General features: G+C 67.5%; 31 protein-coding genes and 1 pseudogene. 24 read left to right on the top strand and 8 right to left on the bottom strand.

Annotated elements, in window-relative coordinates:
- Window positions 1-135 precede the first annotated feature (135 nt).
- The 6 genes from KGQ19_RS04865 to KGQ19_RS04840 all read left to right on the top strand — a co-directional run bounded on the left by KGQ19_RS04865 (window position 136) and on the right by KGQ19_RS04840 (window position 4,749).
- Complete coding sequence (locus tag KGQ19_RS04865; RefSeq protein WP_212007844.1) at window positions 136-1,497, top strand: SU10 major capsid protein; 1,362 nt, start codon at window positions 136-138, stop codon at window positions 1,495-1,497.
- A 357-nt stretch (window positions 1,498-1,854) separates the two neighbouring features.
- Window positions 1,855-2,094, top strand: coding sequence for a hypothetical protein (locus KGQ19_RS04860; RefSeq protein ID WP_212007843.1), 240 nt, complete (start codon window positions 1,855-1,857; stop codon window positions 2,092-2,094).
- A 108-nt stretch (window positions 2,095-2,202) separates the two neighbouring features.
- Window positions 2,203-2,388: a hypothetical protein gene (locus KGQ19_RS04855; protein ID WP_212007842.1), complete on the top strand. Its 186-nt coding sequence runs from the start codon at window positions 2,203-2,205 to the stop codon at window positions 2,386-2,388.
- A gap of 135 nt (window positions 2,389-2,523) precedes the next feature.
- Complete coding sequence (locus KGQ19_RS04850; RefSeq protein ID WP_212007841.1) at window positions 2,524-3,192, top strand: hypothetical protein; 669 nt, start codon at window positions 2,524-2,526, stop codon at window positions 3,190-3,192.
- Complete coding sequence (locus KGQ19_RS04845) at window positions 3,192-4,259, top strand: hypothetical protein (RefSeq protein WP_212007840.1); 1,068 nt, start codon at window positions 3,192-3,194, stop codon at window positions 4,257-4,259. Before KGQ19_RS04850 ends, KGQ19_RS04845 begins: the two co-directional genes overlap by 1 nt.
- 4 nt (window positions 4,260-4,263) lie before the next feature.
- On the top strand, window positions 4,264-4,749 hold the full coding sequence (locus KGQ19_RS04840; RefSeq protein WP_212007839.1) for a hypothetical protein: 486 nt from the start codon (window positions 4,264-4,266) through the stop codon (window positions 4,747-4,749).
- A gap of 4 nt (window positions 4,750-4,753) precedes the next feature.
- On the opposite strand, the gene KGQ19_RS04835 is transcribed toward KGQ19_RS04840, so the two are convergent.
- The gene (locus tag KGQ19_RS04835) at window positions 4,754-5,182 is read right to left on the bottom strand and encodes a DUF6283 family protein (protein ID WP_212007838.1); all 429 of its coding nucleotides are present in this window, start codon (window positions 5,180-5,182) and stop codon (window positions 4,754-4,756) included.
- A gap of 84 nt (window positions 5,183-5,266) precedes the next feature.
- Between KGQ19_RS04835 and KGQ19_RS04830 the strand changes: the two genes are divergently transcribed.
- Both KGQ19_RS04830 and KGQ19_RS04825 read left to right on the top strand, forming a co-directional pair.
- A complete protein-coding gene (locus tag KGQ19_RS04830) occupies window positions 5,267-5,509 on the top strand; it encodes a hypothetical protein (protein ID WP_212007837.1) in 243 nt (80 codons plus the stop codon).
- The gene (locus tag KGQ19_RS04825; RefSeq protein ID WP_212007836.1) at window positions 5,506-6,663 is read left to right on the top strand and encodes a phage tail tube protein; all 1,158 of its coding nucleotides are present in this window, start codon (window positions 5,506-5,508) and stop codon (window positions 6,661-6,663) included. The genes KGQ19_RS04830 and KGQ19_RS04825 overlap by 4 nt, the downstream gene beginning before the upstream one ends.
- Before the next feature lie 45 nt (window positions 6,664-6,708).
- On the opposite strand, the gene KGQ19_RS04820 is transcribed toward KGQ19_RS04825, so the two are convergent.
- Complete coding sequence (locus KGQ19_RS04820) at window positions 6,709-7,152, bottom strand: hypothetical protein (protein ID WP_212007835.1); 444 nt, start codon at window positions 7,150-7,152, stop codon at window positions 6,709-6,711.
- A gap of 186 nt (window positions 7,153-7,338) precedes the next feature.
- Between KGQ19_RS04820 and KGQ19_RS04815 the strand changes: the two genes are divergently transcribed.
- From KGQ19_RS04815 to KGQ19_RS04805, 4 genes are all read left to right on the top strand, one after another.
- On the top strand, window positions 7,339-7,683 hold the full coding sequence (locus KGQ19_RS04815) for a hypothetical protein (protein ID WP_212007834.1): 345 nt from the start codon (window positions 7,339-7,341) through the stop codon (window positions 7,681-7,683).
- A gap of 98 nt (window positions 7,684-7,781) precedes the next feature.
- A complete protein-coding gene (locus KGQ19_RS50870; RefSeq protein ID WP_268907712.1) occupies window positions 7,782-7,907 on the top strand; it encodes a hypothetical protein in 126 nt (41 codons plus the stop codon).
- A gap of 26 nt (window positions 7,908-7,933) precedes the next feature.
- The gene (locus tag KGQ19_RS04810; RefSeq protein ID WP_212007833.1) at window positions 7,934-8,407 is read left to right on the top strand and encodes a hypothetical protein; all 474 of its coding nucleotides are present in this window, start codon (window positions 7,934-7,936) and stop codon (window positions 8,405-8,407) included.
- A 43-nt stretch (window positions 8,408-8,450) separates the two neighbouring features.
- On the top strand, window positions 8,451-12,254 hold the full coding sequence (locus KGQ19_RS04805; RefSeq protein WP_212007832.1) for a phage tail tape measure protein: 3,804 nt from the start codon (window positions 8,451-8,453) through the stop codon (window positions 12,252-12,254).
- Here the strand turns inward: KGQ19_RS04805 and KGQ19_RS04800 are convergent.
- The gene (locus KGQ19_RS04800; RefSeq protein ID WP_212007831.1) at window positions 12,251-12,799 is read right to left on the bottom strand and encodes a hypothetical protein; all 549 of its coding nucleotides are present in this window, start codon (window positions 12,797-12,799) and stop codon (window positions 12,251-12,253) included. The two genes, KGQ19_RS04805 and KGQ19_RS04800, sit on opposite strands and share 4 nt — an antisense overlap.
- 77 nt (window positions 12,800-12,876) lie before the next feature.
- Here KGQ19_RS04800 and KGQ19_RS04795 point away from each other — a divergent pair, with 77 nt between their 5' ends.
- The 12 genes and pseudogenes from KGQ19_RS04795 (at window position 12,877) to KGQ19_RS04735 (ending at window position 21,038) form a co-directional block, all read left to right on the top strand.
- Entirely contained in the window at window positions 12,877-15,423 is a 2,547-nt protein-coding gene (locus tag KGQ19_RS04795) for a hypothetical protein (protein ID WP_212007830.1), read from the top strand.
- 25 nt (window positions 15,424-15,448) lie between these two features.
- Window positions 15,449-15,973: a hypothetical protein gene (locus KGQ19_RS04790; protein ID WP_212007829.1), complete on the top strand. Its 525-nt coding sequence runs from the start codon at window positions 15,449-15,451 to the stop codon at window positions 15,971-15,973.
- A gap of 46 nt (window positions 15,974-16,019) precedes the next feature.
- Window positions 16,020-16,541, top strand: coding sequence for a hypothetical protein (locus KGQ19_RS04785; protein WP_212007828.1), 522 nt, complete (start codon window positions 16,020-16,022; stop codon window positions 16,539-16,541).
- Window positions 16,542-17,099, top strand: a complete 558-nt coding sequence (locus KGQ19_RS04780) for a hypothetical protein (protein ID WP_212007827.1) — start codon at window positions 16,542-16,544, stop codon at window positions 17,097-17,099.
- Window positions 17,099-17,299, top strand: coding sequence for a hypothetical protein (locus KGQ19_RS04775; protein ID WP_212007826.1), 201 nt, complete (start codon window positions 17,099-17,101; stop codon window positions 17,297-17,299). The genes KGQ19_RS04780 and KGQ19_RS04775 overlap by 1 nt, the downstream gene beginning before the upstream one ends.
- Window positions 17,296-17,637: a hypothetical protein gene (locus KGQ19_RS04770; protein WP_212007825.1), complete on the top strand. Its 342-nt coding sequence runs from the start codon at window positions 17,296-17,298 to the stop codon at window positions 17,635-17,637. The genes KGQ19_RS04775 and KGQ19_RS04770 overlap by 4 nt, the downstream gene beginning before the upstream one ends.
- A 34-nt stretch (window positions 17,638-17,671) precedes the next feature.
- Entirely contained in the window at window positions 17,672-18,109 is a 438-nt protein-coding gene (locus tag KGQ19_RS04765; RefSeq protein WP_212007824.1) for a hypothetical protein, read from the top strand.
- Window positions 18,106-18,354, top strand: a complete 249-nt coding sequence (locus KGQ19_RS04760; protein WP_212007823.1) for a hypothetical protein — start codon at window positions 18,106-18,108, stop codon at window positions 18,352-18,354. Before KGQ19_RS04765 ends, KGQ19_RS04760 begins: the two co-directional genes overlap by 4 nt.
- 12 nt (window positions 18,355-18,366) lie before the next feature.
- Complete coding sequence (locus KGQ19_RS04755) at window positions 18,367-18,903, top strand: hypothetical protein (RefSeq protein ID WP_212007822.1); 537 nt, start codon at window positions 18,367-18,369, stop codon at window positions 18,901-18,903.
- A complete protein-coding gene (locus tag KGQ19_RS04750; protein WP_212007821.1) occupies window positions 18,900-19,856 on the top strand; it encodes a glycoside hydrolase family 25 protein in 957 nt (318 codons plus the stop codon). Before KGQ19_RS04755 ends, KGQ19_RS04750 begins: the two co-directional genes overlap by 4 nt.
- 107 nt (window positions 19,857-19,963) lie before the next feature.
- The gene (locus tag KGQ19_RS04745) at window positions 19,964-20,302 is read left to right on the top strand and encodes a hypothetical protein (protein ID WP_212007820.1); all 339 of its coding nucleotides are present in this window, start codon (window positions 19,964-19,966) and stop codon (window positions 20,300-20,302) included.
- Window positions 20,302-21,038: pseudogene (locus tag KGQ19_RS04735) on the top strand (GP88 family protein). The gene KGQ19_RS04745 and the pseudogene KGQ19_RS04735 overlap by 1 nt, the downstream one beginning before the upstream one ends.
- A gap of 855 nt (window positions 21,039-21,893) precedes the next feature.
- Here KGQ19_RS04735 and KGQ19_RS04730 read toward each other — a convergent pair.
- The 5 genes from KGQ19_RS04730 to KGQ19_RS04710 all read right to left on the bottom strand — a co-directional run bounded on the left by KGQ19_RS04730 (window position 21,894) and on the right by KGQ19_RS04710 (window position 24,863).
- On the bottom strand, window positions 21,894-22,520 hold the full coding sequence (locus tag KGQ19_RS04730) for a hypothetical protein (protein WP_212007817.1): 627 nt from the start codon (window positions 22,518-22,520) through the stop codon (window positions 21,894-21,896).
- A gap of 216 nt (window positions 22,521-22,736) precedes the next feature.
- Window positions 22,737-23,561, bottom strand: a complete 825-nt coding sequence (imuA', locus tag KGQ19_RS04725; protein WP_212007816.1) for a DnaE2-dependent mutagenesis accessory factor ImuA' — start codon at window positions 23,559-23,561, stop codon at window positions 22,737-22,739.
- A 166-nt stretch (window positions 23,562-23,727) separates the two neighbouring features.
- Window positions 23,728-23,994 (bottom strand): hypothetical protein, encoded by a 267-nt coding sequence (locus KGQ19_RS04720; protein WP_212007815.1) that lies wholly within the window; start codon window positions 23,992-23,994, stop codon window positions 23,728-23,730.
- A 124-nt stretch (window positions 23,995-24,118) separates the two neighbouring features.
- Complete coding sequence (locus KGQ19_RS04715) at window positions 24,119-24,436, bottom strand: hypothetical protein (RefSeq protein ID WP_212007814.1); 318 nt, start codon at window positions 24,434-24,436, stop codon at window positions 24,119-24,121.
- A gap of 46 nt (window positions 24,437-24,482) precedes the next feature.
- Complete coding sequence (locus KGQ19_RS04710) at window positions 24,483-24,863, bottom strand: hypothetical protein (protein ID WP_212007813.1); 381 nt, start codon at window positions 24,861-24,863, stop codon at window positions 24,483-24,485.
- Between the last annotated feature and the right edge of the window lie 7 nt (window positions 24,864-24,870).

The following is a 24,870-nucleotide window of genomic DNA, read 5'->3' as shown; positions in this document are numbered from 1 at the left end:
GCACCACGAACTAGCGCACGACCCCGCGGCGGGTAGCCGCACGACCCTAGACCGCCACGCCCCCGGACTCGGGGATGGTGCCTCACGGCAGCGATGGTCACACACCCGTGACTATCAAAGCATTGAGGTTCTGTTTTGAGTGCCGAACTGCGCGAGGCCCTGAACGCCGCCGGCGCATCCCCGTTCCTCCCGAAGGTCATCGATCCGGTTCTGGTCGAGCTCCAGCGCCGCTACTCCCCACTGGTCACCGCGATTCCGGCGATCCAGTGGCCGACCGACGTCTACAACTTCAACACCCGGACCCAAACCGCGAGCGGTGGCTGGGTCAGCGACGGCGGGGCCTCGCCCGTCTCCAACTCTGTGTTCATCCAGAACCAGTACAAGATGGCCCACTTCCAGACTGTCGGCGCGGTTACCGGCTACGCCCAGGAGGTCACCCAGCAGCTGGTCAACCTGCGTGAGACAGAAATCAAGGGCAGCATCCGCGGCATGACCTGGGACGTGGAAACCGCACTGCTGTGGGCGAGCGCCGGCTGCACCGCCAACGGCGCCCGGCCGCAGTTCGACGGCCTGGACACGTTGATCTCCCAGTACTCCGGGGCGAATCAGAACGCGATCGACGCCAACGGCGCCAGCCTGAACCTGTCCACGTTGGACCGGATGATCGACATGGTGGAGACCAACGCCGCCGAGCCCACCGGCAACTCCCCGTGGGCACTGGTGATGTCCTCCACCGCCAACTCGAAGATCGCGAACCTGCTCACCCCGCAGCAGCGGTTCGTGGACAAGGTGGAGGTCGCCCCCGGCCTGAACGTGATGGCGTACAGGGACATCCCGATCTTGAAGTCCAGCTTCCTCCAAGCCCGCGCGCTGTCCATGGGCACGGTGACCGCGACCCCGTCCGCCAACGGTGGCAGCCTCGCGGCCGGGCAGTACTTCTACCGGATCTCCCCGATCATCGCCCGCCAGGGCGAGATCTCCCCATCGGCGGAGGTATCGGCGACCACCACCGGCGCCACCGGATCGGTCGCGCTGGCGTTCGCGATCCCCACCGGCCTGGAGGGCGCGCAGCCCACCCTGTACAAGGTGTGGCGGGGCACGGCGGCCGGCGGAGAGACGCTGCTGGGCTGGGTCGACGCCACCGTGGGCCTGGCCGCCGACGGCATCACCGCCATCCCGACCACCACCATCACCGACACCGGTACCGCCCTGGTCCCGTCCAACGGCGCCACGGTCCCGGGGATCCAGCCCGCGCAGTACTACGGCACCAACTCCGGCATCGGGCCCGGCGGGCAGGGACTGGAGAACATCTACCTGATCTCCCGCGACCCGCAGAACCTGGTGCGGCCGTGGGTGCGGCAGTACAAGCCCCTGGACCTGTACCCGACCACCGCGTCCCCGGACTCCATGCCGTACGCACTCATCACCGACACCACGCTCGGCGTGCGCGCCGCGAAGTTCGTCGGCCGCACCTCCCGCGTCGCAGTCTCGATCTGACCCCCGGGCACTCACCCGGCCCCGATCGTCCGCGCCGCCACGACGCGGCTTGAACGTGCGGGAGGCTGCCAACCAACAACCGCCACGCCACCGCACCGGCCGGGCCCCGAACAGCGCCGGGGCCCGGCCACACCCCTGATCGTCCCGTGGCGCGCGGCGCGCCTGGAAACCCGCCTGGAGAAGGCGCGCCACGGGGCACTCCGTTCTTCTTCACCCATGCGTGAGTGCGCCTGCCGGCCGCGCGACACGGAATTCAGACGCGCCACCCACCTCGGATCACCCGTACGTATCCGCCCCCGGGCGCGCGACTCGGGCCCCGACTTCCCCCGCACCCCGATTCGAGGAGTACCACATCCGATGCCCGACATGGTCAACGTCCGCAAGGCGCACGCCGGGGCTGACTCGGCCGGCCATACCTGGCCGAGCGACGGCGCAGTGATCGAGGTCCCGGTCGAGCACGCCCTGATGCTGGCCCGCATTCCCGACGGCGGCTTCGTGATCGTTGAGGGCGCCGATGATGCCGCCAGTGATGCAGGCTCAGACATGCTGGACAAGGAGTCTACGAAGTCGGCATCAACGCGCCGGAAGACTTCCTGACAACTCGCGCCACCGAGCCATACCAGCGGCTTCCCCCTCCGGGTAGGTCTGCCGTCAAAATGCGTGCTGTCTGAACCGCAGCAGACAACGAGCCGAAGGGAAACCGCCGTGACATTCGATGACCTGGGCCGCGTCGCCTACGAGGCGTATTGCCAGGCACGCGACTGGAGCGCGTACGACGGTCAAACACTGCCGCAGTGGGAGGACCAGCATCCGGACCTTCGCCGTGCCTGGGAAGCGGCAGCCGCCGCCGTGGCCGCAGCGGCCGGGAGTGAACAACACAGAGAACTCTGACCCTCCTCCCGCCGAGGGCGGAACGGGCGCCAAAGGCGGCGCCGGTCCACCTCTCCAAGCCACAGGACCAACTGCACAGCACGCAGGCAGACGGCTGCGATCGGTCGATAAATAACTGAATATCGGGTGGGGCGAATGGTGCTTGATGCTGTCACCCCACTGGCTACCGTCGCCCAACTCGTCAGTGGGCCGTTCGCGGACCTTTTCGTCAACTTCCCCCCGGACGTGGTCGCCGGGTTCCTCGCCGATGCCACGCGGATGTGCGAGGACGAGTGCGACCGGCGTCTGGCGCCGTTCACCGGAATCATCGAGTCGCACCGGGCGGCCGGGATCGACCCCGACGAGTACGGAGACGCCGGCGGCATCCCCATCGACCCGCAGGGTGTGGTCGGCGCCTCCTACGCCGCCGCCCTCGGCACGACGTCGCTGGTGCGGCACGTATACCTGGAGCAGTACGCGCCGCGGTACCCGGAGATGTGGTCCTACAGCAGCATCAGCGTTCTGATTCTGCGGTCGTTCGGCGGGTCGCAGCTGATCGACCCGGCCAGGCTGGTCGGGCCGGAGCCGGACACCGGTCACTTGTGGTTCCCGCTGGGGACCTATCTTCCGACGGGGTCGCTGATCCGTGTCACCTACTCCGGCGGCTACACCAACACGGTGCCGGCTTCCCTGTCGCGGGCGTGCCGGTACATGGCCGCGCACTTGGCGGTCACCGAGCTGCGCCCGGGTTCGACCGCGCACGACGCGGACGAGTTGAAGGCGCAGGCCGCGGAGATCCTGGCCTCCTACGTCAGGCCCGCCTGATGGCCGGTCGTCGCCGCCGGCGTACCCCGCCGCGGTCGGTGCACTCCCGCTATGCCCGCAAGGCCCGCCCGGCCTACCAACTCCCCAGCCGCAAACGGCGGGTGCGGCGCGGCTACTCCAACCATCTGCATCACCGCGGCCGGCACGTCACCAGACACAAACACCGGCGCCGCGGGCATGCGCACCGGCATCACCGGAACACGGTGCGCCGGGTCGGGCACCGCCAACGCCACATCCACCGCGCCACCACCAGGCACCACCACATGTCGGCCGCAGCCAGGGCGCGGATGTCGGCGCGGCAGCGCGGTCGGCACCTGCACCTGTCTGCCTCGGCACGTATCGCTGCTTCGGCGCGGGGCAAGGCCAGGTGGCTGACGATGTCGGCCGAGCAGAAGATGCGGATCCTCAACTGGCTGCGGTACCAGCATTTCCTGTCCAGCGGGCAGTGGATGCACTTCAAGGGCGAGCACCTGACCGCGTCGCAGAAGGCAGCGATGGCCAAGGCCGCCCGCGAGCGCTGGGACCGGATGAGCCTGGACCAGAAAGACAAGATCCTCGGGTTCCTGGCATGGCAGCGGTACCAGAAGACCGGTGTCTGGATCCACCGGAAGTGGTCGACCATGTCGCCGGCACACCAGGCCCGGCTGCGGGAACAGCTGAGACTGCGCTGGACGCGGATGGACCCGGTCAAGCGGGACAAGGTCATCGAGTACCTGGCGTACAAGCGCTTCCAGGCCACCGGCATCTGGACACACCCGAAGTGGTCGCGGATGTCACCAGCCTGGCAGGCGGCGCAGCGGGCGAAGCTGCGGGCCCGCTGGATCAAGATGGACCCGCAGAAGCGGGACAAGGTCATCTTGTATCTGATCTGGAAGAACTACCAAAAGACCGGCCGCTGGATCCACCCGAAGTGGTCCCACATGTCCAAGCAGTGGCAGGCCAAGCAGCGCGCCAAACTCAAGGCCCGCTGGGCCCATATGGATCCGGACAAGAAGCAGAAGATCATCGCGTACCTGGTGGCTCGCGACGGCGACAACTCCACATTCAACTCCGGCGGTTGGGGATGATCAGATGCCCTCCACCGCCGACGTGGTGTCCCGTGAGACCGAGTGGCTGAACACCTCCGGCGACGGGCTGCCCGCGCTGAATGCCAGCGCGGGCGGGCCGTTCGGCGTTGTCTCCGGCTACTGGCCGCGGACGCCGGCTACGATGAAGACCAGTCTGTACGTGACCCGTACGCAGACCGCGGAGGAGCGCACCGCGCACATCCGGATCATGGCCCGGCACCGGATGGTGCTGCACGCTCTGTGGCCGCTGAACAATACCGGCGGTAGTGCCGAGCTCGACCAGCAGAACCTGGACGATGCGGTCGAGCAGGTGCTGGGCCGGATCCGCGGGTTCCCGCACGACCACTCCCACGGTGGCCGGTTCCTGTCCGCCGGCGAACACCCCGGCGCGGTGACCGTCGCCTTCACCCCCGCGTCCGAGACCGTGAACCTGGGGATCTTCAAAGCCACCATCACGTACACCGTCGACGATTTCGAACTCTTCGCCTGACGGTTCAGGAACGCTCCCTGAGGCGCCGGATTTTGGCGGTCGCCTCGATCGCTGCCCGGCCGGGCCAGTGGAAGTCGGCCATGCCGTGGTCCGCGGCCTCGTTCCCGCTGTCGAAAAGCGGCACCGGGGACACGTATTCGATGGCCGCTTCGATCACCTCCGGCGCCAGCGTCTCATGGGCTGCGGCGACCCGCAGAGCCAACAGATGCTCGCCATCGTGGCAGCCGCACCACCCGGCACACAGCCGCTGCTCGGTCGTCGGCGTCGCCGAGGAGTGGCAGATCCAGACCTTCTGCGGCTGCCCCCAGGTCGGTGCGTCGTAACCGCGCAGCTTCTCGTACTCCACCTCGTCCCACACTCCCGAGGCCACGTCCCGCCGATACGGGCACGTCGTGCACGGACTCGGCGCCGGCCCACGGACGTCGTTCGCCACCTCATCACTCCTCACCATCGGCCTCGTCGCGCGCCCGCTTCGAGGACCACCTGAACATCCACAACTTCATACCGGAGGCGGCGCGTGCGCTACCGCAACCCCCACTCGCACACCGTGCAGCTGCCCGAGCACCGCGCCGAGAACGGCGAACTGTATTCGGCCGTCGCGGTCGGGCCCGGAGAGGCACTGGAGTGGCCGATCCCGATCGCCGGGTTCGAGCCGCTGGCTCCCGACCGCCCGGCCAAGAAGCCACCGGCCAATACGGCTGAGGCCGAGGCGGCTCGGCCTTCGGCGAAGACCACGCCGGCTGAGGGGGCTGCGGCATGACGCAGCTCTCCCGCGCCTCCACCTTGGGCATCGCCCGCGAACTCGCCCTCGGGCAGTACCTCGCGCCGACCATGGCCGTGCCGTTCACCAAGGCCACCTTCGAGGACGTGTACGCGCAACTCAAGGACGAGTCGGTCCGAGGCGACGACTCGATCCTGCACGGCATGTATCAGGGCTCTGTCGATGCCACCTGGGACATCGAGTGCATGTGCTACCCCGACATCGTCGGGATGTTCCTGCGCGGCATGATCGGCCCGGACACCGTCACCCCCGGCATCGCCACCACCGTCGCCGGAACCGGGACCGCCGTCGGGGCGAACTCGATCCCCCTGGCCGCCTCCATCCCGGTCGGCTCCACCATCGCCATCGACACCGGCGCCAACATCGAGTACGCCATCACCGGCGTGCCCACCGGCACCGGCCCCTACACGGTCCCGCTCACCTCCACCGGTACCGGCGCCGGCCTGGCCAAGGCCCACGCCGTCGGCGCCACGGTGGTCTCGCAGGCCGTCCACCTGTTCAAGCAGTCCGCGTTCCAGCGCAGCACCTTCAGCCTGACCGTGTTCGACACCATCGGCACGCTGGGGTTCTCCTCGGCGGCGATCTCCGACATGCAGATCAAGATCGACCCGAAGTCCGCGGTGACGCTGAGCATCAAGATGCTGTCCTACCCCTCGGCGCCGCAGACACCGATGGCCCAGCCGTACACGTCGCTGCCGCCGATGCTGGGTTGGCAGTGGCAGATGAGCAACGCCGGCGCCGCCTCTACCCGAGGCATCAGCCTGGACCTGACATTGAAGCGCGCCACCGAGGCACTGCACCTGTCCACCGGGCAGCAGGCCCCGCGGGAGATCTTCGCCGGCCCCATGGAGGCCGACGGCTCTTACAAGGCGATCTTCGAGAACATGGCCGACCTGAACCTGTACCAGCAGTACATCCAGGGCCCGGCCGTCTCCACCCTTACCCAGCCGCTGCCGTTCGGCGGCGCCACCTTCGGGCTGACGATGTCCCAGTCTGGGTTCTACAAGGGCGCCCGCGACCTGTCCGGCCCCTACGCCGCGGCTTCGTTCTCGCTGTCCGGGATCGCCAACGCCGCCGACGGCGGCGGCGTCATCCAGGCCACCGTGAAGAACTTCGTCCAGACCGCGTACTGACGGCCACCGCCGTCGAGTGGCGGTGGCCGTCAGACTGGGCTGCGGTCAGGCGCGCGCCTGCTTCCACTTCGCAGCGATCTCGTCATCCATCCAGTAGTGGAACTCGCCGTTGCTGTCCTCGCTCCAGTCGAACGGCCACCCGATGCCCTCGTAGTGGGCGTTGAGGTGTCGGCTCAGCGCCGACAGGCGCCCCTGGAGTTGGTTCCGTTCGACCGCGACCATCGAGACCAGGCCGGCCATCGGGTACTTCTTCCCCGGCGCTGCGGCCAGATGGTTCATGACCTCCGCGATCGTCTTGATCGACGGCAGGTCAGTGGCGGCCAGCCGGGCCAGTTCCTCCACGGTCCAGGCGTCGTAGCGGCGAGCCGCGTTGGCGCTCACCTTTGTCTGGTCGGCTCCGAGCCGCGCGAGGAAGGCGTACACGTCCATCACGTGCTCCGCCGGTACCGGCACAGAGACGAACTCCCGCCCGCTGTCTTGAGGGCTCATCACATCCGCCTTTCCTGGGGCCCCAACGACCCCTTGCGGCAAGGCTATTCCTTTGTACTGTCTTCTGTCCAGACACTCCAGGGGACTCAGTCTAGATACTGAGTCCCCTGGAGTGTCGATCCTCCAATGCCGCCCGCCGCAGGCTGTCGGCGTGATCTCAACAACTGAATATTGAAGGGGGCAGCCGTGCCCGGCTATGCCAACCGAACCGTCCGCGTCGAGTTCCCGGAGCTGTCCGAGCCCGGCGATCAGGTCTACGTCGTGCTGCGCAACCGCAAGACGGTGCCGCTGGAGACGCTCACCGGCCCGGAGGGCGCCGACGGCGGCGAGCAGGCCGACCCTGCGCGGTTCTCCCGCGAGGTGATCGCCCGCATGGTCACCGACTGGCACGTCTACGACGCGTTCGACGATGCCGCCGACCAGGCGCCGCTGCCGCTGCCGGCCACCCCCGAGCTGGTGGCCAAGCTGCCGGTGGAGATCCGCACCGCGCTGTCCAAGGCGCTGTCGCCGGACCCTACCCCAGCGGGCTAGACCCCTACTTCGAAGAGGTCCTGCTGCCCGCCGAATCCATCTACGAGGGCACGTGGAACTCCGGCGCGCCGCCGGAGGAACTGGTCGACTTCGAGGTCATGCGTGAGATGGGCTGGACCTGGCACCAGCTCCAGGAAACCCCCTGGTATGTGCGCCGGTTCACCTGGGATCTGATCTGTGCCCGCCGCACCGCGGAGACCGAGCGCCGCGAGCGCGACAGCTGACCGACCCGGGAGAGGAGCCGTGCGTCATGCCGGAGATCCTGGAGCCGGGTCTGTTCACCCAGCTGTTCACCTCGATGGTCGAAGAGGGCGCGGCCGAGACCGCGTCGATGATGAACACCCTGGCTGACCTCTCGGTGGCGCGGGCCCGGGAGTTGCTGCTGACCTACCGGGCCGATGTGCTCGGTGCGTCGACGTCGCCGCGCGGGGAGCCGCCGGCGCTGCGGTCGGGGAACCTGCGGTCCTCGATCGGTCACGAGGAGCCCAAGCCGGGGGACTACGGCACCTACTCGGTGCTGATCGGTCCGCGCCCGGGGTTCACCACCTCCTACGGCACCCACCGCGAGGCCTCGCTGTACGGCGGGTACCTGGAGCACGAGCAGGACCACCCGTTCCTGAAGCGGGCGGTTCGTGATGCGACGGCGCTGCACCGGGATCTGGGCGGGTTCCGTTTCACCCAGTGGATGGGCAAGGGCAACGGCCACCCGTGGGGGTTCCGCTGAACGATCACACATAACTGAATATTGAGCAGCCCGGGAGGCCGCGGTGGCCGATGTCATCGCGGACTTCGCGGTCCGCATCGGCGCGATCGTCTCGCCGTACAACGCGGCCCTGGCTGACGCCGCGGTCAACGGCGAGCGGTTCACCGCGCTCCAGAAGGCGAACGCTGATGCGATCCGCGAGTCGAACGTCCAGACCGCCGCCGGGTTCGGCGCGGTCAAGGTCGCTGCGGAGGCCGTCGGGGTCGCGGTGGTCGCCTCGGCTGCGGAGTCGGTGAAGTGGGCCACCGATTTTCAGACTCAGGTCACCCGTCTGTATACGCAGGCGGGCCTGGACGCCAAGCAGTTGTCCAGCGCGCACCTGACGGCCGATGGCCTCAACCAGAAGCTGCTGGAGTTGGGCGATCAGGCCGGGTTCGCCGGGGACCAGGTCGCCGCCGCCTTGTACTACCCGGTCTCGGCGGGCCTGGGACTGTCACAGGCTCTTGATATCGTCGCGGAGTCGGAGAAGGCCGCCAAAATTTCCGGCGCCGACCTGTCGGACACCACGGTCGCGCTGACCTCGGTGATGCGCGGCTACGGCGACCAGCTGCGGGACCCGGCCAAGGCGATGGCCGAGATCAACGCCATCGTCGGTCAGGGCATGATGCGGTTCAGCGACTTCAACGCATCGGTGAAGTCTTGGGAGCCGACCGCGGCGACCCTGCATGTGTCGCTGATGTCGGCCGGCGCGGCATTGGACTTCCTTACCGACCGGGGCGACTCGGCGTCCACGGCCGGTACTCGGCTGTCGATGATGCTGGCGATGATGGTCGGGCAGTCCAAGCAGGCCGCCAAGTTCACCAGCGAGTTGGGCCTGTCGACCTCCGATGCCATGTCCACGCAGGCGGCGTTCAACGATGTCTTGAAGACCAGCGGGCTGACCGTCAACCAGCTGGCCGACGATCTTCAAAAGCCCGATGGTGTCTACGTCGCGCTGAGCCACCTGCGTACGGCGATGTCCGAGCACGGGATGAGCGAAGACGCGCAAAACAGCTTGCTGACCAAGCTGTTCGGTGGCGGCAAGTCCTTCCGGGGCGTCGCGGAGCTCACCACCCAGCTCGACCAGCTCCAGGTCAAATACAACCAGGTCACCACGCAGGCCAACGGTGACGCGTGGAATCAGGCATGGACCCGCACCTCAGCCACGCTGCGCCAGCAGCTGGACGTGATCGGAGCCCGATTCCACAACGTGGGCATCGAAGTCGGGGACTACATGGTGCCGAAGATCTCCGCCGGGCTGTCCTGGCTGGAGACCAACGGCGCCGCAGCCTGGAAGAAGTTCTGGGGCGGCCTCACCGGCGCACCAGCTGGCAGCCCCGGCAAGGACACCGCCAACCCGTTCGCCCCCGGCGACCTGAACACGCACACCGGTGCGCCGCTAGCTGATACCGAAGACACCTCCAACTGGCGCACCGCTGGCGAGGGCGTCCGCGAAGTCGGCCAGGACATCGCCGACTTTGCCACCGAGACCCGCGCCGCCGCCGCGGTGGTGCTGCCGATCCTGCTGAGCATCGGGCAGTCGGTGGCCGGCACCGTCGGTCGCGATCTGCTGGCCGGGGCACACACCCTGGTCGACATCGTCGGGCCCGGCATCGAGTGGTTCGCGAACCTGGTCAGCGACCACCAGGGCGAATTCCAGTTCTTCATCGAGGGTGTGCTGGGCGCTCTGGCGGTGAAGTGGGCGATACTCGCTGGCCTTCGCACCCTCACCTTCATCGGGGACATGGCCACTGCGATCATCAGCTTCCCGTTGCGGCAGGCTGGCCAGATCGGGGACGCCATCTCCGGTGTCGGCGCCACGTGGTCGGCGTTCGGTCGCAGCGCCGGTGCCATCGGATCCACCGTGGCCGGCGCGTTCGGCACCGCCTACCGTGGTGTCTCCGAAGGTGCCGACGCGATGGTCCGCTACGCGGCGATCGCCACCGGCTCCTTCGACCCGGCGCTGATCGCGCAAGCCCGAGCTGCCCAGGTCGCAACGAACGCACAGCAGGAGCTGGCCCGGCAGACCCTGGAGACCTCCCAGGTAGAAGCCGACGCCGCTGCGGAGAAGGCCGCGTTCATGATGCGGGCGCTCCAGTCATCGGAGGGTGTGTCGCTGGCTACCCGCCAGTCGATGCAGGCCGATGCCGAGGCCGCGCTGGTGTCCGCAGAGAAGTTCGGCGTCTACGCCAAGGTGGCTGAGACCGACGCTGCGGAGGCTGCCGCGGCAGCTGAGCAAGCCGCTGTGGACGTTGCCGCGGCTGAGGGCCGGATGACTGCCTCGACGGCGGCGATGTCCGCCGACGCCGGGGCCGTCGAGACCGCCGGGGCCGGCCTGATGGGCGGGCTCGGCGCGGGCCTGCCCATCATCGGCGGCGTGGTCGCAGGGATCGCGCTGCTCGGCACCACTTTGCTGTCCACCTCCGATGATGCGAAGACCGCTTCGGTGAGCGTCGACCAGTTCACTGCGGCGATGGCGCGCAGCCGGGCCGGCATGTCCGATGTCTCCGCCGACCTTGGTCAGGCGGCGGTGGATCTGCGGGCGTTCGACGCCTGGGAGAACACCGCCTCGCACGTCAAGGACAAGTTTGACGGCGAGAACATGATCGACATGGTCAACGGGCTCAACGAGCTCAAGGCCGTGATTCCAGCCGCGATGGACCCGATGGCCCGGATGGGCGTGATCCTGGGCAAGTTGAACCAGCAGTACGGTACCGACGGCGCCACCCTGAAGTCCTACGACGCCGCCATGGCCGGGCTGGTTTCCTCCGGTCACGCTGACCGCGCGGCTGAACTGATCGACCAGATCCGTTCGGTGGTCGGCACCAATCACGAGGCACTGATCAACGCCGAGAAGGACTTCCCCCAGTACTACGCCGCACTGGCCAAGATCGACGCGGAGCAGGCGCTGGGGATCGGCACCACCAACCAGGCTGCTACAGCCAACAGCGGCCTGGACGACTCGCTGAAGAAGCTGTCGGACACCACTGACCGCGCCAAGGCTCAATACCAGGCCATGTCGGACACCATCAGCAAGAACACCTCGGTCGACGCCCTCCAGAAGCAGTTCAACGACCTGAACCAGACTCTCCAGAACAACGCGTCGAGCTTCAAGGGCTCGGCCACCGACATCCGATCCAACTCGGATGCGGCGATCGCCAACCGGCAGGCCATCGCCGACATGGCCAACGCCATCCTGGACATGCACTCCAAGGAGCTCGACGCGGGCGGCGACATCGCCGCGGCGAACAAGGTCATGGCCGATCAGGTCGTGCAGCTCGAACAGGTAGCGGTCAAGGCCGGGCTGTCCAAAGACCAGGTCGACGACCTTCTCAAGCAGTACCAGCTCATCCCGCCGGAGTTGGACACCAAGTTCCACATGGACTCCAGCGACCTGGACAACGCCCTCAACAAGATCAACCAGATCCAGGACCAGACCGGGGCGTTCATCAAGTCCGGCGGTAAGGGCGCCATCCTCACCTACGACGACGGCGGCTGGGTTCCCGGCGCCGCCGGCCAAGCCGTCCCGGCGATGGTGCACGCCGGGGAGTACGTCCTGTCCAAGGACATGCTCGCCGGTCGTGCACCGATCGACCCCCGTGCCCTGGCCATGCTCACCGCTCCTCGCGGCGGCGCGCTTCCCGCTTTGGCTTCCGGTGGCGGTACCGGCGCTGGTACGACGATCGTGGTGCCGGTCACTGTGCAGGGGGCGATGCTGTCCACTGAGGTCGCGGTGCAGCAGGCGGTGATCACCGCCATGACCCGGTTCGGGCTGCGGAATTCCAACACCTATGTGCCGGCCTCAGCCGCTCGCAAACGCGGCTCCTAGCCGACAGCGTCGTCCTCGTCGGGTCGCGGCGGCCACAGTGAGTTGTCCGTCATCTTCCATCGGGCATACCAGCGGTCGTCTGGCAGAAAGCACCGGACGATGTGCATCGCCGGCCAGGGCGGATCAGTGAAGTCGACGATTGCGGTCAGCAGCAGGATCCAGCCCTTGTCCAGTGCAAGCCACAGCTGCCCGGTGTCGCCGATCGGTACTAAGCATCGTGCCTGATCACCCCACCGCCGGTTGATGGACGCTCGGAACTGCTGCACCAACTTCTCCAACGCCTTATACGCGCGGTCGTTTGACTCCCGCACCTGGGTCAGCAGAGGCAGGTCGATCGGGTTCACCTCCCAGTAGTCGAACTCAACCCAGTCGATGGCGTCGATGTCCTCCGCTGTCGCCCTCGTCCAACCGTGCAGGGCCAGAAACGGATCCGGCGAGCGGCGGAAGCACATCAGCTCTGCGGTCTGTAAGTCTTCGCTGACTAACCGGGGAACCGGCAGCCGATCTTGCAGTTCAGTCATGCGCCGGACCGTAGCCGTCGGCATCTGCACCTGCCGGCAACGACACGGAATCTCTGCTCCGTGCGGCTCTGTAAACAACTGAACATCATGGAGTGGCGGCGATGCCAGCGAACCCCAACTGGCCCCGGTTGCAAGCGTTGTGGTCGCCGAACGGCCACATCGGCTACGGTCCGTCGGCGGCTTCCTACGACCTGTTGCCGTGGCTGGATGTGACCTCGCGACTGATCGGGTCCTGGACGATCGCTCGCGGCCGGCAGTACGAGCTGGACCAATTCACTGCCGGAACGTGGTCGGGTGTCTTGGACAACCGGGACGGCCTGTTCGATCCGGGCAACACCGGCTCGGCGGTGGCTGGGCAGGTGGTGCCGTATCAGCCGTTCCGGATCGGGGCGCAGTGGCCGCCGAGTGCGAACCTGCTCACGATCGATCAGGCCACCGGCGGGGAGGGCACCCCGCTGGCTGTGGGCACGGCCGGCACCGCTTTCGGGGTCATTGGCATATACGGCCAGGAGATGGTGTCCGCTTCGGCATCGGCGTGGCAGGGCACGCAGGTATGGCAGGCGCAGGTCCCAGCTGCCGCAACCGCAGGAAGCTCGGTGGCCAAGATAGGGCCGCTGCCTATCGCTGTCGGAGCTGGCCTGCCGTATGCGTTCTCGGTGCGGGCCTGTTCGGTGACGGTCGGGGCCAATCCGGTGGTTGCCCCGTACATACGGTGGCAGGACGCCGCCGGGAACTTGATTTCCACGGTTACGGGCTCGACGGTGAGGCTCACCGGTTCGGCTGCGGCTGGGTGGACGTTCGCGGGGGTGGCGGCCACGGCTCCGTCCGGTGCGGCTGGCGCCTTTGTCGGGCTGGTCCTGGAGGCGGGGCCGACGACCGCCTGGACGTTCCAGATGGACGGGGCGCAGTTCGAGCAGAACGGCGGCACCACCGCCTTCCAGCTCCCAGGGACCTGGTTTGACTTGTTCACCGGCGGAATCGAGCGGTATCCGCAGACGTGGCGGCAGCAGGGGACGCTGGGTCAGGTTCAGGCGATCGCGGTCGACGCGCTGGCGCTGTTGTCGCAGTCGAAGCTCACCGATCCGTTCACCGCCGCGGCGTTCCGCACGCCAGGCGCTCCGCTGCCGACGTTCGCGTACATGCTGGACGACCAGGCCGGCGGGGTGTTTCTGGACGCGACCGGGCAGCGGGATCCGGCCCAGGTCGCGGTCGGCATCGACGGCGGCGGCGCGGTCACCGCCGGGGTCACCCGGTCCGCGGCCGTGCCGGCTGGGAACTTCGCATGCCCGGTGGGGACCACGGTGGTGAACATCGCCTCCACCGCCCCGACCGGGGTGGGCGACTACGACCTGCCGCGCAACATGTCGTACATCCAGCTGCCGCCGAGCCGTGCCGGCGTCTACGGCCCCGGCAGCCAAGGCTTCACCCGCATGATCGCGTTTCGGGTGCTGGCGGCTCCGAAGGTGCAGTCGGCGATCTGGCTGGCGAGCTGGAAGGGCCCTCAGACCACTGCGGTCGGGTTGTGGGTGAACCCGGACCTGTCGGTCTCGGCGGTGTATCAGGGCCCGTATAATCAGGGCTCCGCGGGGATCCGCTCTATCGGCCAGGCCGGGATCGGCAACTGGCACCTGGCCTACATCGCGCTCACCGCCGACGGTACGCAGTGCAGCGGCGGCTTCGACAACACCGGATTCGCGACCGCCGTCACACCTGCCTTCATCCCCCCGGCCGGAGGGTATGGACAGGACCTAATCGGTGCCGCGAACTACAACGGTCTCGAATACAACTTCTCCGGTGACGTAGCGCTGGCGATCGAGTGGGCCGGGGTCATCGACACCGGCCAGTTTGAAGCCATCTACGACGCGTGGCGAACCGGCTGGGCGGGTGATCCAGCGTACGTGCGGTTCGGCAAAATCCTGTCCGCGGCCGCGTGGATGGGGCCGGCCCGCTTCGACGGCGACACCGCCTCCCTGATGGCGGCCACCGATCTGGTCGACACCGACGCGGCCTCTGCGTTGCAAGCCGTCACCGACACCGAGGGCGGGATCATGTACTGCGACGCCGCCGGGACCGTGGTCCTGGAGCCGCGCTCGCACCGCTGGAACCCGCCGCCGTCGCCAGTGGTGTTCGGGGAGAACACCGCGGCGGGGGAGTGGCCGTACGAAGACCAGCCCGGCTTCGACTACGACCCGACACTGGTCACCAACCTCGCCGAGATTACGCAGGCCAGCACCAACATCATCTTCACCGGACAGGACTTCGCCTCCCAAATGGCCAACGGAGTCCGTGACCGGCAGGTCACGTCCCAGTCCAGCAACCCGCAAGAGTGTCAGGACCAGGCCAACTTCCTGGTCAACCGCTACAAGACGTCGCACACCCGGGTATCGGCGCTGACGGTCAACCCCTCGGCCCTCCCGGCGATGTGGCCGGCGGTGCTCGGCCTGGACCTGGGTTCGCGGGCCAAGGTCATCCGGCGGCCGCCGGCGCCGGCCGCGCCGGTGACGGTCGACGGGTTCGTGGAGAACATCGCCTGGTCGGTGGACATCACCGGTGAGGCCAAGCTCACGTTGCAGATCTCCCCAGCCGACCCCAACCCCTACGGCCAGTTCGACTACTCCACCTTCGACCACTTCGTCTTCGGCTACTGATACCGCGTCCCAAGGGGGGGTCGTCTTGGTCACGCCCCCGGCAACTGCGGCGGCCTCCTCCAACGCGGTGTTCACCTCCGCCATGTGGGATACCGGCCCGGCCGCGCTGAACTCCTGGATGAGCGACCCGCCGCGGGTGATGCTCGCGCAGACCGTCGCCCAGTCGATCCAGGACAACGCCAACACCGCAGTGGCCTTCGACCAGGTCGTCTACGACAACTATCAAGGCCGCAACGCCGCCGGGGACACCTGGTACGCGCCGGCCGCCGGGGTGTACCTGGTGTCGGCGGTCAGCAACCTGGCCTGGACCGGGGCCGCGGGTGCCTTCATCGGCAACACCGTGGCGGTTGTCGGCAAGGCCACGTGGGCCGCCTACGAGATCCCGTCCACTCCAAGCCCGGTGCGGTTCCAGCTGTGTCTCAACGCCCTAATTCCCATGGTCGCCGGCGACGGCGTCCAGCTGCGCATCTATCAAAATTCTGGCGCCGCACAGCCCACCGGTTTCATCACCACCGGCTGCCGTATGAGCGCCCGCTGGATCGGCCAATAGCCGCACCCATGCACCACGGCCACGCCCGAAACTACCGGAGCCGCCAATGACGCGCCTTGTCCCAGCCGTGCCCCAGGCCTTCCCCGACTCGCCGATCACGGCGACAGCCTGGAACAGCTACGTCTACGCCGCCGGATTCCACATGCGCGCGCCCTCGGCGCTGCTCACCCAAACCATCAGCCAATCAGTACCCACGTCGACCTCGACCCGGATCGCGTTCGACTCGGCGGTGCGGGACACCGAAGGCGGCCACGACCCGGTCACCAACAACACCCGCTACACGGTGAAGACCCCGGGCACCTACCTGGTGTCGGTGTGCGCCGGGATGTTTCTGGCCGGATCGGCCGGCGGTGAGGAGTCGGCGGCGATCATCGTCAACGAAACCGTGATCTGGGCGATCATCCTGTTCGGCCGGGACATGACCTTCGCCAGGATGGGCGGCTGCGCCACCGCCGAGATTCCGCTGCAAACCGGCGACTACGTCGAGACGCAGCTGTGGCAGGACTCCGGCCAGACCGAAAGCAACGGCACCGGCGCCTGGATGGGCCTGCACTGGGTGGGCCTGTAGATGCCGCCGCTGTATCCGCTGCCCGCGCCGGTAGGCGTGAACGTCGCCCAAACCGGCACCGCAGCCCTGTGGAACACCACCATGCCGCCGGTCGCGAACTTCCTGCTCAACCGGCCCTACGCCTACCTGTGGCAGTCGGTGGCGCAGACCCTGCCCGGAACCAGCACCAGCGAGACCATACCGATCGCTCTCGACACCGGTGTCGACAACGCCGGCGGCCACAACCCGAATGTCAACAACTCCCGCTATGTCTGCCAGCTGGCCGGGCTCTACCACGTCACCGGGCAGCTGGGCATGCAAACCCCCGCGGAAGTCGGCACCGCCGAACCCAACTCCTCCCTCACCATCTCGGTGATCGGCTCCGCCAACAGCATCGGCACCCAGCTGCGGTTCGATCAAGGGCCCGCGAACGCCGGCGGCACCGTCCAGGCCAGCGGCTACCTCCAGCTGAACCTGGGGGACTACGTGGAACTGGTCGCGACGCCGTACTTCAACCCGATCACCACCTGCACCGACCACCGCTGCCCACGCATGTTCATCCACTGGGTCAGCAACTGATGGGCGACACCCTGATCGGCGCCGGCCTGATCGCCATCCTCACCTACGGCATCGTCAGGTCCTTCGCCGTCACCGCCGAGCCTGCCGCCCGCCAAATCGCCCGAGCAGTACGCGCTGCCGCGGCCGCGATCGTCTCGCGGGCTGGAGGCGGACGCGCACCATCCCACCCTGAATCCGCTAGTAAGGAGCAGCCCGATTGAGCATCGAGGCCATCGCCGTCACCGGTGCCTCGGCCACCGCGGTCATCGCCGCCGTGTATGAGGTGATCGTCAAGGGCGGCCGGCACACCCGCCGGATCATGCACGCGGTGGAGACGATCGAGTCCCACTCCGCCGAGCTGCTGCCCAACCACGGCTCTTCGCTGCGCGACCAGGTCGACCGGATCCGCGATGAGCAGCAGCGGCACACCACCGCCCTGGCCGACCACACCGAAACCCTGGCCGAGGTGCAGCGTGCTGTCGCCCGAGTCGCCCTGGTCCTGGCCGAGCACAACACCGACCCCGCCACGCCCGTCCCGCTGCCGAAGAGCACCCCGTAACCGCCGGGCTCGGCATACACAACTGGATACAGTCTTGAACCAGCTCCACCGGGGAATCACCCCTGCCCACGCCCAGGCCGTCACCAACCACTACACGATCCACTACCCGGACCACGCCCCACGCGAGTCCGATCCGCACTACAAGGATTTCGAGCACTACCGCGCCACCCACGTCGACACAGCGGCGTGCCAGTTCGCGCTCGACCGCGGCGGCGACACCACCGAGTGCGCCGGCGGCCTGGAGCTGCACCACGCGATCGTCGAATTCAGCCTCGCCAACTCCATCGACCTGGAACTCCTGGAACGCGACTACCCCGGCATCTCCGACCCGGCCAAGCTCGGCGCCTGGATCGAATCCGGCAAGAACCTGGCCTTCCTGTGCGCCAAGCACCACCGCGGCCACGGCGGCATCCACCACGCCTCAGCCTCCGACTGGGTCGCCGAGAAGTACATCAGGAACCTGATCGAATGAGCCCGGCCGCCGACGCCCCAGACGACGAGGGTCTAGAGCTCGAACTAGAGCGGCGCCTGGCAGGCAAAGCCGATTGGCACTACGCCGGCGAACTCGCCGACCGCGTAGCAGAGCTGGAGCGATGGCGCGCCGCCGTCGAGGCCGTCGCCGCATCCCGCCGCTGGGCCCTGCCGGTCAGCGTCTCGATCGTCGGCCTGGTCCTCACCGTCGCCAACCTCGCCAACCTACTGATCCACCACAAGTGAATAGGGAACGCTGTGCCGCTGTTCGACCACGTCCCACACCCCCATATCGCCACGCGGGCCCGCGCCGCCCGGGATCCGGTCCGCCGCCGCGGCCCCGTGGCCCGGTTCAACAACCGCCTGGCCGTCCTCATCACCCGCGGCGTCGGCACCATGTGGTGCGCGTACCTGTTCACCGCCATCGCGCTGGCGTCCCTGCCAGCCTCCATCGCCACCGGCGACCCAGTGACCATCGTCTCCTGGGTCGCGCAGACCTTCCTGCAACTGGTGCTGCTGTCGGTGATCCTGCTCGGCGGGAACATCTCCGCGGCCTCCGCCGACGAGCGTGACGAGCGCACCTACCTGGACGCCGAAGCCGTGCTGCACACCGCTACCGAAATCCAGCAGCACCTCGCCGCGCAGGACGAAGCACTCACCTCCACCCTCGGCGCCCTGTCCGAGCACTCCGGCCTGCTGTCCGACATGCACACCCGCCTGGGCGGCCTCACCCCCAGCACACCGCCCGCCACCGGACAGGCGGGCGCCGACACTGAAGGAGGTGGTCCGGCGTGACCGTGTTCTTCCCCGACATCTCCAGCTACGAGAACGGGCTGACGATCCAGCCCGGCACCGTTGCCGTGATCGCCAAGGCGACTGAGGGCACCTACTACAACGACGGGACCTACGAGGAGTTCAAGGCCCAGGCCGCACGGGTCGGCGCGCTCTTCTCCGCCTACCACTTCCTGAAGGCCGGCAACGGTGCTGCACAGGCCGAGTACTGCTTCGAGAAGGTCGGCTCCACACCGGTGATGCTGGATGTGGAGGTCGAGGGCGATTCCAAGCCCACCGTGCAGGACTGCCTGGACTTCATCACCCGCATGCGCGCCCTGGGCGGCCGGGTGTGGGGCGCGTACTTCCCCCGCTGGTTCTGGGAGCAGGTCGGCGGAAACCTGGCCTCCCTCGGCGTGGCCATCGTCGCCTCCGGCTACCCCGGCGGCTACTCCGACACCGATCCGGACTGGAACGGCTATGGCGGCATCACCCCCGCCATCTGGCAGTACACCGACTCCCAGCCCTATGGCGGGCAGCGCGTGGACTTCAACGCCTACCGCGGCACCACCGCGCAGCTGGCCGACCTCATCAACGGCACCAGCTCCAGCCCCGCCACCCCCGAACCGCCTGCCACCAATCCCACGGAGGACGACCACATGCCCGCCTTCGCCACCGGCGAGATCCCCAACGACACCAACGCCCACATCGTCGCCCCGCCGCCAGCAAACACCGGCGGCAACTGGGGCAACGTGTGGTTCAGCCTGGGCTGCGACTTCGGCGACTGCACCGTGCGCGTCGCCGCCTACATCCCTGGCCGCGGCTGGGACATCCGCGACAACGTCGTGGTCCCGGCAGCCGGAGGCCGGATCAACCCCTGGGGCGGCCCGCTGCCGAACGGCGTGCAGAAGATCAGCATCGTCCGGCACACCACCGGCCCGGCCCTGGCATACCTCATCGAGGCCGCCGCCCGCTGAGGACACAGTCCTCAACCAACGCAGCTCAGCACACAACCCCGCAGGCCGCCTCGCAGAAGCAGGGCGGTTTCTTCGTGCCCATCCACAACTGAATAAGGACACCGCCAGTGGCATCTCTGCTGTCCATGCTGGAGAAGCGCCTCGCCGAGGACTTCGCCCGCTACCACGTCCGCACCCAGGCGCTGCGGTTCGTCGCCTCCGTTGCCTCCACCTTCGCCATCCAGCTCGCTACCGGCACGGGCGACATCGGCTGGAAGGCGGCGTTGGCCGCGCTGTTCGGCATCGCGGTCACCACCGGCCGGCAGCTGTGGCCGACGCTGCCGTGGAAGCTGGTCACTGACCACCTGCATGCCGCGCAGGCCGCCGAGGTCACACCGCGTACCGGTATGGCGGCGAACCCGCCGAGCACGCCGGCGCCGCCGTCGGGCCCGGCGCCCACCGCCTGATGGCTCTGCTCACCCAGAACCGCGAGCTGAAGCGGATCGGGGTGTGGAACTGGACGCTACCGGCCTTCGCCGGGCGGTTGCCGGACGGCCGCACCTACAACACCTGTCCCGAAGCGGGCGCTGCTTGTCGATCACTTTGTTATGCCAGTAGGTTGGCACGCATACGTGGCCGAAGGTGAAGGCCAAGCGCGAGCGGAACCTGATGCTGGTCCTGGACGAGCCGGGCCGCTTCAAGGCGGAGATGGCCGCCGAGCTGGGCCACCGCCGCTTCCGCGACGGCGGCCTGATCCGCTGGCACGACGCTGGCGACTTCTTCAGCGAGGCCTACCTGCTGATGTGCCTGGAGCTGTTCCGGGCACACCCGCACATCACCTTCTACGCCTACACCAAATCGATCGAAAGCTTCCGCCGCCTCGTCGAACCGGACCCGCCACCGAACTTCCGGTGGATCTTCTCCTACGGCGGCACCCAGGACGCCCTGATCAACATCACCCGCGACCGGGTCGCCGACGTGTTTCCGGACGAGGAGGCGATCGAGGCCGCCGGGTTCTCCAGCCAGGAGGACTCCGACCTGCTCGGGCCGCCGAAGGTCGGGATCCCAGCCAACAACATCCCCCACCTGAAGAAGCGACTCGGCAACCGCTCGATGTCGCAAATGCAGGCCGAGCATGACGCCTCTGCTGCCGAGCGCCGCCAGCGGCGGGCCGGGTCGCCTGGTGCATCTTCATCCAACTGACCCGGCGTTGCCCGGGGTCTCACCTCCTGCGGGAGGTGAGACCCCGGGCCCCCTTTTTTGTTGTCGGAATTGGTGGCGGCAGAGGGCGCAGCGGACCCACACGGTTGGGCCGCACCAGCACCGCGACGCCATTCTCACCCTGCCTTTGCACCGCGCGCATCCTGCACTTCTGCCACAGGCTGACGCGTCGGGATGTGGAAGACCTGTCCCCATACACGTTGCCGGTCCAGTACCGAGGAAGTCGGCGACGTGGCGGAAAGGCTGCTGAGGTGGCATCGCGTACCGGCATGGCCGCCAACCCGTCGACCGCGTCTGGTCCGGTCGTACCGCCGTCTGCTCAAGCTCCGCGAGCTTGAGGGAAGTCGTGCCCCAGAACCGGTAGTAAAGATTCGCGGGCGGGATAGAGCAGCCTCTTCGCCCGGCTCTACGGTTGCCGTGATCCGCCACAGCCCGGGGTTCAGCTGTTACGTGGAACCGAGCCTCAGGTATTCTGATGTAACGCAACCGGTCCTGCGCCCCCAAAGTGTTGGGGCGCAGGACCGAGTTTGCATTTGGAACAAGACGAGCTTCCTGGCGTGGTATCCGGAACTAGCGCTTCATGACCACTACGGCAAACAGCTGATATGCCGTGAATGCCCACCCGACTATGGCCACCGTGCCCGGAATGCGTCGTCTTGTTTTACGGAATTCGAGGGTCGCTGACGCTGAAGCTACGGCAATCAGGGCGAGGCTCAGCTCTGCGGCCGCACCCATGAGTGCGACAGCAATCACTACCGCTGTGAAATACGCGGAATCCCAAGACTTGATCCCCCGTGATGCCATAGTCGTCTCCTTACGTCAGCCGGTGCGGCGGTGCTAGAGGGTGCAGTTGTTCTGGATATTGGCTGAGCCCGCGTCTCCCCACATCAACGGGCAGATCGACGAATGATCGTCCCCTGCTGTCCAGGTCTGCCACGAGACGCCCTCACCTCTGATGATCCAGTTCTTCGTACCCTCAGTGTGAGAGGTTAGGGCCCAGCCCCACGCCCCGTCTCCACGGACGTTTTTTAGAGTGACCGACTGCACGACGGACACGTGATAGCAGACTTCCAGAGTCTCGAAGCTCTTCGTTATCCAGTTGCCGAGGAGAGCGGTCGTTGTCCATGTGCCATCCCAGTCCCAGCACCCTTCGGTGTTCGGAGATGCTGCGAACGTCTTCCCCCTGTTGGCCCCGACTCCTACGACGGACACCGTGCTGGTCCCCTTGCCGCTGGGGGTCTCAGCTTGACGGACGATGTCCTGCTGAGTCGGCGTGAGGTGCTTGAAGGCGCTAGCAGGGTCAGGCGACGAGAAGACGGCCTTTTCCAGCGCGTCGAGGGTGGCCTGTGAGGGAGGGCTGGGCGTCGACGTCGCTGCGGACGCTTGTGTGGCGGTGCCGACTCCGGCCGTGATTAGGATGCCAACTGCGAGTAGTGGCAGTAGGGTGTTGCGCAGTGTCCTCACGGAACCTCCATGTGGAAGTGGGTGGCTGGTGGGGATCTCGGCGGTCGGGTGTGCTATCACCCGGCCGCCTCCCCACTTTGCGAGACCAACTGATCTCAAGCGGTAAATCTGTCAGTACTCTGTGACGCTGTCAACGTCATATGAAGCGGTCTGAGATCAGGTGATTGCTATGGGCAACCGTGTCGCCCGGCCCCAGAATCGCGCGCGGAGTACCGATCATGGAAGCTGATACAACGGGAGAGCGTGAACTAAGTCACATCTCGGCGTTGAGGTTGGCAGACCAAGCACGACGCGCCCCAGGCCGCCCGCCGCGAACGTCGCGCCGTCCTGCCGCCGCGATAGACGTCCGGCCCGAGAAGAGGCATGGATCTCCCCGCTCTGTGCGGGAAGAGCCGAGGTGGGTGCTACGCGGGCCGTAGATGTCTTGCCGGCGCCTGGTCGAGGTCGACCGGGGCGGCCGGTCGACGTCGCTTCGTGGATGGCGCCGGTCGCGTCGGGAAGCCATAGTCGGACGCTGGGTTCGTAGCCAGCGGCGGCGCGGCCGGTGGCGGTGATGGTGACCTGTCGGCCGGTGAGGTGTCCGCTGCCCTGGCCCAAACCGGCCCACTGCGGTTCGCTGGCGGTCAGGTGCAGGTCGGCGTCTTGCCAGGTGTGTGGTGCCGCGTTCACGACCAGAGCGGCGCCTCGTTGCCGCAGGGCCGGGCGTATTCGATTCCTGATGCGCCGGTCAGCGGCGGCCAGCAGGCGGCGGGGCGGGTTCCACACGATGAGGTCGTAGGCGTCGGCCATGATCGCCACAGCATCGGGTGTGCGCCCGTCGGGGTAGTCGAGCATGTGGAACCGGTCCAGCCGGGCACCGAGTCCTGACGCTGCGGCGATACCGAACGTCGGGATGCCGACCACCGAACACCAGGCGCAGGCAGCGGTAGCGGCGTCTGCGAGGGCCAGCGCGAGATAGGTGGTGCTGCCGTCGAAGCGGCGCGGCCCGGGGTCGCGGATCGCGACCACGTGGCCCCGCTGGATCTCGCCGCCGCGTACCAACTGGGGCAGGAGCGCCGGTACCCGGATGGACGGTGAGTCGGCCGGCGGCAGGGGCGGTTCCCCTCTCGGCGAGCAGGAGGCGTAGTTTGGCCGCCGCCTCAGCGCGGTTCCCGACCGGCAGTGAGGCGGGCCGGCGCGGTAGGTCGGCGGCCACGGCAAGACCCTGCTAGGTCGTGGAGGGGTAGACGACGAACGTGGCGCTGGGCATCTCCACTTCGAAGCGGAGCCCGGCACGCGACAACCGGGCCTCGAACATCTGCCTGACTCCCCACACCCTCCGCAAGCTTTCGCCGCGCACGATGACGGTTCCGGCGCTCTGGTCGACCTTGACCGCGATGTCCAGCTCCATGCCGTAGTCGAGGTACTCCCCGATCAAGCGAATGATCTCGTGGGAGACAGCATGGAGCAGCGGGCGTATCGGTTCGGCGGTCACCCCGGAACGCTATTCGAACATGTGTTCCCTCGCAACGTCATGGTCTGCGTGTTCACCGAAACGGGTGACTGCGACTGGACTCGACAACAGGTTACGAGCCGCTCTGCGCGCCAGGCCACGTCTGCTAGTAGGCGATTGGCCTTCTTCCGCGTGGGGTTTGCCCGGCGAGGTTGCTGTCCGTCTGTTGGAACTGGGCCGCGCTGGCGCGGGCCATGCTCGACAGTTGTGCGGAGTAGGTGTTGATGAGTGTGGCGGCGTTTGCCCAGGAGCGCGTGAAGCTGTTGAGGGCGTCGAGGAAGTCGGTGTCACCGGCGACCCAGTCGATGTCCCCGATCTGGTTGTTGGTCCCGTCCCACTGGCCGTTGAGGTTTTCCAGTGCGCCGGCGAAGCGGTCGAGGCCGTCTAGGTCGAGGCTCAGGTCGGCATCTGGTGGTGGGCGCATCGCTTCTGTTCCTCTGTGTTCGTTGGCAGGGGCTCGTCGGTGCCGACTATGGCTTGGTGGGCCGCCAGTTCCGGGTCCGGTTGATCCGCTCCGTGGTGGCAGGGCCGGCACCGGTGAGGTCGACGGGGTTCTCCTTCAGGGTGTAGCCGGCGTCTATGAGTTCGCCGATAATCTGGTGGTCGACGGCGTCGTCGATGAGTGAGTCGCTATCGGCGAGGAGCTGTTCGACGGTGTCGAACAGGCGTGCCCGCTCCTCAGGCGATCCTGTCCTCAGACGCGGGGTCATGAATTCCTCCGCGAATGTCCGGAGCAGGACGTAGCGAGTTGAGGGGTCTGTACCCCAATCATTGAGGTGTGCCTGGTACAGCGGTGCGAAGTCCGGGTGGCGCTCGGTGAGGAACTGGCCCACGTTGGCATCGGTGATCATGTGCACT

This window comes from Catenulispora pinistramenti, assembly GCF_018274385.1.
Classification (GTDB): domain Bacteria; phylum Actinomycetota; class Actinomycetes; order Streptomycetales; family Catenulisporaceae; genus Catenulispora; species Catenulispora pinistramenti.
The sequence above is the reverse complement of the archived record's forward strand: the minus strand, read 5'-3'. Positions and strand labels throughout refer to the sequence as shown.

Excerpts from the sequence above, each read along its gene's own strand:
- KGQ19_RS04785 (WP_212007828.1), top strand. The coding sequence starts at position 16,020 with ATGACGCGCCTTGTCCCAGCCGTGCCCCAGGCCTTCCCCGACTCGCCG.
- KGQ19_RS04825 (WP_212007836.1), top strand. The coding sequence starts at position 5,506 with ATGACGCAGCTCTCCCGCGCCTCCACCTTGGGCATCGCCCGCGAACTC.
- KGQ19_RS50870 (WP_268907712.1), top strand. The coding sequence starts at position 7,782 with ATGCGTGAGATGGGCTGGACCTGGCACCAGCTCCAGGAAACCCCCTGG.
- KGQ19_RS04850 (WP_212007841.1), top strand. The coding sequence starts at position 2,524 with ATGGTGCTTGATGCTGTCACCCCACTGGCTACCGTCGCCCAACTCGTC.
- KGQ19_RS04775 (WP_212007826.1), top strand. The coding sequence starts at position 17,099 with ATGGGCGACACCCTGATCGGCGCCGGCCTGATCGCCATCCTCACCTAC.
- KGQ19_RS04780 (WP_212007827.1), top strand. The coding sequence starts at position 16,542 with ATGCCGCCGCTGTATCCGCTGCCCGCGCCGGTAGGCGTGAACGTCGCC.
- KGQ19_RS04820 (WP_212007835.1), bottom strand. The coding sequence starts at position 7,152 with ATGAGCCCTCAAGACAGCGGGCGGGAGTTCGTCTCTGTGCCGGTACCG.
- KGQ19_RS04795 (WP_212007830.1), top strand. The coding sequence starts at position 12,877 with ATGCCAGCGAACCCCAACTGGCCCCGGTTGCAAGCGTTGTGGTCGCCG.
- KGQ19_RS04840 (WP_212007839.1), top strand. The coding sequence starts at position 4,264 with ATGCCCTCCACCGCCGACGTGGTGTCCCGTGAGACCGAGTGGCTGAAC.
- KGQ19_RS04760 (WP_212007823.1), top strand. The coding sequence starts at position 18,106 with ATGAGCCCGGCCGCCGACGCCCCAGACGACGAGGGTCTAGAGCTCGAA.
- KGQ19_RS04845 (WP_212007840.1), top strand. The coding sequence starts at position 3,192 with ATGGCCGGTCGTCGCCGCCGGCGTACCCCGCCGCGGTCGGTGCACTCC.
- KGQ19_RS04810 (WP_212007833.1), top strand. The coding sequence starts at position 7,934 with ATGCCGGAGATCCTGGAGCCGGGTCTGTTCACCCAGCTGTTCACCTCG.
- KGQ19_RS04715 (WP_212007814.1), bottom strand. The coding sequence starts at position 24,436 with ATGCGCCCACCACCAGATGCCGACCTGAGCCTCGACCTAGACGGCCTC.
- KGQ19_RS04710 (WP_212007813.1), bottom strand. The coding sequence starts at position 24,863 with ATGATCACCGATGCCAACGTGGGCCAGTTCCTCACCGAGCGCCACCCG.
- KGQ19_RS04860 (WP_212007843.1), top strand. The coding sequence starts at position 1,855 with ATGCCCGACATGGTCAACGTCCGCAAGGCGCACGCCGGGGCTGACTCG.
- KGQ19_RS04800 (WP_212007831.1), bottom strand. The coding sequence starts at position 12,799 with ATGCCGACGGCTACGGTCCGGCGCATGACTGAACTGCAAGATCGGCTG.